We start from the raw sequence: 6,366 nt of genomic DNA, 5'->3' as shown, positions 1-6,366 counted from the left end.
CCGGTGGGCCGCGGCCGGGGGTGGCGACTTCCGTGGCGCGCGAACCACCGGACCCTCCCCTCCTGTCGCCGGACGGCGGCGGGGCCCGGAGCCGGTGCGGTGGGGGGCGCTCCGCCGCGGAGGGGTCCCGAGGCCTCCGCGGCGGCAGCGACACCGCTTCCGGGAGCGGTGGGGGCCGGGGGACGGAACGGCCGCCCCGAGCGCTTGTGGGAGCGCTCCCAATCACCGGCGTGCCGCAGCGTGTCCCCGTCGCCTCCCGGAGGCGTCGAAACGGGTTCGACACCCCCATGAAGCCGGCCAGGTCATGACCCTGTCAAGAGGATGGACGAAGACGAACCGGTCCGCCGGCCGGGAGACCCGTGCGACGGACCGGAACGGGACGTCTCAGCGGGAGAGGATGAGGGACATCGCCTCGGCGCGGGTGGTCGAGTCGCGGAGCTGTCCGCGCACCGCCGAGGTGGTGGTCTTGGCACCGGGCTTGCGCACACCGCGCATCGTCATGCACATGTGCTCGCACTCGATGACCACGATCACCCCGCGCGGCTCCAGGATGCGCATCAGCGAGTCGGCGATCTGCGTGGTCAGCCGTTCCTGCACCTGCGGACGGCGGGCGAAGACGTCGACCAGACGGGCCAGCTTCGACAACCCGGTGATCTTGCCGCTGGCCGAGGGGATGTAGCCGATGTGCGCGACCCCGGTGAACGGCACCAGGTGGTGCTCACAGCTGGAGAACACCTCGATGTCCTTGACCAGCACCATCTCGTCGTGCCCGAGGTCGAAGGTGGTGGTGAGGACGTCCTCGGGGGTCTGCCACAGACCGGCGAAGATCTCCCGGTAGGAGCGGGCCACCCGGGCGGGGGTGTCGCGCAGGCCCTCGCGATCGGGGTCCTCGCCGACCGCGATGAGCAGTTCGCGGATGGCGTTCTCGGCGCGCTTCTCGTCGAACTCGCCGATGGGCGCACCGTCGGTGGCCCGGGTCACCGGGTCGGTCATCGTGTCCTCTTCCGTCTTGCTGGTCCGGCGCGTCCGCCGTCCGGTCGCCCCGGGTCGGGGCACGGGGCGCGACGAAACGACGACGCGCCCCCCGGGGACAACGCGAGGGGCGCGTGTGACATTCCCGTCGGGCCCGTCGGTCCCGCCCGACGGCGCGGCCCGGGCCGGGCGGGGTCAGTCGATCGTCGATCCGCCGGCGTCCCCGACTCCCCCGGAGCCGGTGATCTCCCGCTTCGCCGGAGAGGAACCGGAGCCGGCCTCCACGCCGGCACCGGCGCTGCCGTTGGCCTTGGTCAGCCCGATCGGCTTGGCTGGCACCGCCACCGGCGGGCGGGTGGAGGGGGTGCGCCGGCTGGAGCCGGTCCACGCCGGACGGGCCGGACGCTTGACCACCGGGCGGAAGATCTCCGCCAGCTCCTCCTTGTTCAGCGTCTCCCTCTCCAACAGCTCCAGGACGAGGTTGTCCAGCACGTCCCGGTTCTCGACCAGGATCTCCCAGGCCTCGTTGTGGGCGGTCTCGATGAGGCTCTTGACCTCCTCGTCCACCACCCCCGCGATCTCCTCGGAGTAGTCGCGCTGGTGGCCCATCTCCTTGCCCAGGAAGGGCTCGGAGGAGTCGGAGCCGAACTTGATCGCGCCCAGCCGCTCGCTCATGCCGTACTGGGTGACCATCGCCCGGGCCGTCGCGGTGGCCTTCTCGATGTCGTTGCCGGCGCCGGTGGTCGGGTCGTGGAAGACCAACTCCTCGGCGGCCCGCCCACCGAGCATGTAGGCCAGCTGGTCCAGCATCTCGTTGCGCGTGGTGGAGTACTTGTCCTCCTCCGGCAGCACCATGGTGTAGCCCAGGGCGCGGCCGCGGGAGAGGATCGTGACCTTGTGGACGGGGTCGCTGTTGGGACTGGCCGCGGCCACCAGGGCGTGACCGCCCTCGTGGTAGGCCGTGATCAGCTTCTCCTTGTCGCTCATGATCCGGGTCCGCTTCTGCGGACCGGCCACGACCCGGTCGATCGCCTCGTCGAGGAACTTGTTGTCGATCAGCTTGGCGTCGGCGCGGGCGGCGAGCAGAGCGGCCTCGTTGAGCACGTTGTTCAGGTCGGCGCCGGTGAAGCCGGGGGTGCGGCGGGCGACGGCGCCCAGGTCCACGTCCGGGGCGACCGGCTTGCCCTTCTTGTGGACCTTGAGGATCTCCAGCCGGCCCTGCATGTCGGGGCGGTCCACGGCGATCTGCCGGTCGAAGCGGCCCGGGCGCAGCAGCGCCGGGTCCAGGATGTCGGGACGGTTGGTGGCGGCGATGAGGATGACGCCGCCCTTGACGTCGAAGCCGTCCATCTCGACCAGGAGCTGGTTGAGGGTCTGCTCGCGCTCGTCGTGGCCACCGCCCATGCCGGCCCCGCGGTGCCGGCCGACGGCGTCGATCTCGTCGACGAAGACGATCGCGGGGGCGTTCGCCTTCGCCTGCTCGAACAGGTCGCGGACCCGGGAGGCACCGACGCCGACGAACATCTCGACGAAGTCGGAGCCGGAGATGGAGTAGAACGGCACCCCGGCCTCGCCGGCGACCGCCCGGGCGAGCAGGGTCTTGCCGGTGCCGGGCGGGCCGTAGAGCAGCACGCCCTTGGGGATCTTGGCGCCGACGGCCTGGAACTTGCCCGGCTCCTGGAGGAACTCCTTGATCTCGTGCAGTTCCTCGACGGCCTCGTCGGAGCCGGCGACATCGGCGAAGGTGGTCTTGGGGGTGTCCTTGGTGATGAGCTTGGCCTTGGACTTGCCGAAGTTCATCACCCGCGAGCCGCCGCCCTGCATCTGGCTCATCAGGAACAGGAAGACCAGCAGGATCAGCAGGATGGGCAGGAAGGAGAGCAGGATGCCGACGAAGGCGTTCTGCGACTGCGGGCTGACGGTGTAACCGTCGGGGAGCAGCCCCTCCTCGTCCTGGTACTTGGCCTGGAGGAGCTTGGCCAGTTCGCTGCCCTGCTCACCGATGTAGCTGGCCTGGACGGCGGTGGCCCCCTGGATCTCCTCGCCGTCCTTCAGCTCGATCTTGATCCGCTGCTCGTCACCGGTGGTCAGCTCGGCGGATCGGACCTTGTTCTGGTTGATCGCCTGCACGACCTCGGCGGTGTCGACCGTCGTGTAGCCCTCGGAGGTGCGGAACACGTTCATCAACAGGATCACGGCGAGGACGGCCAGCATGATCCACATGACCGGCCCACGGAAGTAGCGCTTCACGTCTCTCCACACGGGGCTGCGCAGCCCCGTCCCTCCTGCCACATCGAGGCACAGCCCCCGGACGGGATCCGCTGTGCGTGCGGTGTCCTGATTCGGCCGGCGCGCTCCCGGCACAGAACAAGCTGACTCCTCGCGACGGTACCCCGGGGGGACCGTCCGGCGCTGCCGAGGCGCCGGGAGGATTCGTCGCGGCGGGCCGCGGGGGAACCCTTCCGGCCGGCCGCGCGGGGCGCCCGGGGCCCCGACTCCGGGAGCCGGGCGGCGGGGAAGTCCACCGGTTCAACGCGGTGGACCGACCCGGGGTTCCGTTCCCGCCGGACAACCGCCGGCGGGAACGGGGTATTCCCGGTCACACCGCCCCGGCCGTCAGCCGCCGTACACGTGCGGGGCGAGGGTGCCGACGAACGGCAGGTTGCGGTACTTCTCCGCGTAGTCCAGGCCGTAGCCGACGACGAACTCGTTGGGGATGTCGAAGCCGACCCAGCGCACGTCGATGTCGACCTTCGCGGCATCGGGCTTGCGCAACAGGGTCACGATCTCCAGCGAGGCCGGCTCGCGGGAGCCGAGGTTGGCCAGCAGCCAGGAGAGGGTCAGCCCCGAGTCGATGATGTCCTCGACGATCAGGACGTGCTTGTCCTTGATGTCGGTGTCCAGGTCCTTGAGGATGCGGACCACACCGGAGGACTGGGTGCCGGCCCCGTAGGAGGAGATCGCCATCCAGTCCATGGTGACCGGGGTGGCCAGGGCCCGGGCCAGGTCGGCCATGACCATCACGGCCCCCTTGAGGACCCCCACGATGAGGAGGTCCTGCCCCTCGTACCGGGCGTCGATCTCCCCGGCCAGCTCGGCGAGCCTGGAGTCGATCTCGTCCTTGGTGATGAGCACCTCATGAAGGTCCGCGCCCAGGTCTTTCTCTCGCACCGTCGCCACTCTCTATCGGATCGCCTGCTGCAGCACCAGTCTGCCACCCTGCCGGCGCGCCTCGACGCGGCCCGGGAGGTTGAGCGGGCGCTGGCCCCGCCAGGCGGTGATCAGGCGGTCGGTTTCCTCGATGTGACGGGCGAACAGGGAGCCGGCCGGGGCTCCGGCGGCGATGGCGGCCCTCCGCAGCACCCGGCGCCGCACGGCGGGCGGCAGCTCCCCGAGGACGGCGACGTCGAGGGTGCCGTCGGGGCCGGTGGCCGCGCGGGCGGCGCGCTCGGCCCAGGCGTCGAGGGCGTCGGCGTCGTCCCGGAAGAGCCGGGCGGTGCGGGAGAGCGCCTCGGTGACGCCCCGGCCCAGCGCCTTCTCCAGGGCGGGCAGGGCCTCGTGGCGGACCCGCGAGCGGGTGAAGGCGGGGTCGGCGTTGTGCGGGTCGTCCCAGACCGGCAGGTGCTGGCGCTCGCAGGCCAGGCGGGTGGTGCGGCGGTCGGTGTCCAGGAAGGGGCGTCGGTAGCGGCGCTGCTCCCCGGGGCCCGACCGGCCCGCGGCCGGTCCGCGGCACGGGCACCGGGCCGGCGGGCGCCGACGCCGGCGTGCCGGGGGGCGCCCGGCGGAGGGGAGCCGTGCCGCGGACGCCGGTCCCCCCGACGACAGGGGGCCGGGCACCGCTCCCGGCGGGAGGGGACGCACCATCACCGGCGCGGCGGCCGCGGCGGTGGTCACCGTCCTCGCGGTCACCGTCGCCGGCCAGATGACGGAAGGGGGGGACGGGGTCGCGGAACGGGCCGCGGCCGCCCTCGCGGAGGGCGCGCCCCCGCTGCCCGGCGGCGGCCCGGTGGACCCCGGTGACACCGCGGGTCCCGGGGAGCCGGAAGTCGGGGAGCGGGAGTCGGCGGCCGGGGAACCTCTCGACTTCGACACCTGGTTCGCCGAGCCGCTGGAGATGGACCCGGGCACCACCGGCAGCGGGGAACTGGTCCCGGTGGCCGGCTCCGACCCGCCGGTCGACCCCGACGCCCGCACCCTGCTGCGCTACCGGGTGGACGTCGAGCGGGACCTGGAGGACATGGGCGTGGACCCGGAGCGCTTCGCCCGGGCGGTGCACCTCACCCTCTCGGACCCGCGGGGGTGGGGCAACGGGGGCGAGCGCTCCTTCGCCCGCGTCTCCTCGGGGGAGTACGACTTCGTGCTGACCCTGGCCACCCCCGGTACCACGCACGACTGGTGCCGGCGGTCCGGTCTGGACACCTCGATCGACAACGTCTCCTGCGACTCGGCGAGCACCGAACGGGTGGTGCTCAACGCCTTCCGGTGGGCCGAGGGCGCCGACACCTTCGGCGCGGACCTGCGCGGGTACCGCGAGATGCTGATCAACCACGAGGTGGGCCACCGCATCGGCTACAACCACGTGGTCTGCCCGGCGGAGGGGGAGCCGGCCCCGGTGATGATGCAGCAGACGAAGTTCCTCACCACCGCCGGGGTCACCTGTGAGCCCAACCCCTGGCCGCACCCCGATCACGGGGCCGATGGGGCCGACGGGGACGACCGGGACGACTGAGGCGCCCGGGCCGACCGGGACGACGGGGGCCTCCCGGCGCGTCACGGCCCGCCCCCGGAGCGTCCGGCGTCCGGGGCGGGCCGTGCCCCGCCCCCGGAGCCGAGGGGGCGTCACCTCCCCGGGGCGCACCCGCCGGCCCGGACCCGGGGGAGACCCACCGAAGGGCTCCGTACCGCGGGTTAACGCCCCCCGGGGGTCGGGGTTACGTTTCTTCACCCCTTCCGGTGGTGTGACGGACAACCGTCCGTCATGACCCCCCATCAGCCGCTTACCTTCGTTCCCCGGACCTCGCGGGGCCGGTCGAGCGCTCCCGCGAACCGCGGTGATCGAGATCCCGGGCCTCCCGCCCCGCCCCGACGCCGACCCCGACGGGCCGCCCGGCCCGCCGCGGCGGCACCCCGGACGCGGTCGGGCCACGACCCGGCCGGCAGGGGCCGGGGGCCCCGGAGACAGGAAACGGAGGGGTGTCACCGGTGCGAGTCGCGATACTCACCGAGGGTGGCTACCCGTACGCACGCGGCGATTCCGCCGCCTGGTGCGAGCGGCTGCTGCACGGGCTGGGCGGCCACACGTTCGAGATCCACGCGTTCAGTCGCTCGGCACACCAGGCGGGCGGGCCCCTCCGCCCCCGCCCGCCCGGTGTGGTGTCTCTGATACACATCTGA

5 protein-coding genes and 1 pseudogene are annotated in these 6,366 nt (G+C 72.7%); 2 read left to right on the top strand and 4 right to left on the bottom strand.

The features are described from left to right. Window positions 1-384: 384 nt before the first annotated feature. The 4 genes and pseudogenes from folE to FOE67_RS12935 form a co-directional block, all read right to left on the bottom strand. Window positions 385-993 carry a GTP cyclohydrolase I FolE gene (gene folE, locus FOE67_RS12950; protein ID WP_182663753.1) on the bottom strand — a complete coding sequence of 203 codons (609 nt, stop codon included), beginning with the start codon at window positions 991-993 and terminating at the stop codon, window positions 385-387. A 174-nt stretch (window positions 994-1,167) separates the two neighbouring features. Further along, window positions 1,168-3,195 (bottom strand): ATP-dependent zinc metalloprotease FtsH, encoded by a 2,028-nt coding sequence (gene ftsH / locus FOE67_RS12945; protein ID WP_182663757.1) that lies wholly within the window; start codon window positions 3,193-3,195, stop codon window positions 1,168-1,170. A 393-nt stretch (window positions 3,196-3,588) separates the two neighbouring features. Continuing rightward, the gene (hpt, locus tag FOE67_RS12940; RefSeq protein WP_182663751.1) at window positions 3,589-4,143 is read right to left on the bottom strand and encodes a hypoxanthine phosphoribosyltransferase; all 555 of its coding nucleotides are present in this window, start codon (window positions 4,141-4,143) and stop codon (window positions 3,589-3,591) included. A 12-nt stretch (window positions 4,144-4,155) separates the two neighbouring features. After that, window positions 4,156-4,671 (bottom strand): annotated as a pseudogene (locus FOE67_RS12935) (TilS substrate-binding domain-containing protein); the annotation flags it as partial. Between the two features lie 187 nt (window positions 4,672-4,858). On the opposite strand from FOE67_RS12935, the gene FOE67_RS12930 reads away from it, so the two are divergent. Both FOE67_RS12930 and FOE67_RS12925 read left to right on the top strand, forming a co-directional pair. After that, window positions 4,859-5,701, top strand: coding sequence for a DUF3152 domain-containing protein (locus FOE67_RS12930; RefSeq protein WP_182663750.1), 843 nt, complete (start codon window positions 4,859-4,861; stop codon window positions 5,699-5,701). Between the two features lie 473 nt (window positions 5,702-6,174). Next, window positions 6,175-6,366, top strand: a complete 192-nt coding sequence (locus FOE67_RS12925) for a DUF3492 domain-containing protein (RefSeq protein WP_182663748.1) — start codon at window positions 6,175-6,177, stop codon at window positions 6,364-6,366.

It is taken from the genome of Streptomyces calidiresistens (assembly GCF_014141525.1).
Lineage (GTDB): Bacteria > Actinomycetota > Actinomycetes > Streptomycetales > Streptomycetaceae > Streptomyces > Streptomyces calidiresistens.
The sequence above is the reverse complement of the archived record's forward strand: the minus strand, read 5'-3'. Positions and strand labels throughout refer to the sequence as shown.

Excerpts from the sequence above, each read along its gene's own strand:
- folE (WP_182663753.1), bottom strand. The coding sequence starts at position 993 with ATGACCGACCCGGTGACCCGGGCCACCGACGGTGCGCCCATCGGCGAG.
- ftsH (WP_182663757.1), bottom strand. The coding sequence starts at position 3,195 with ATGTGGATCATGCTGGCCGTCCTCGCCGTGATCCTGTTGATGAACGTG.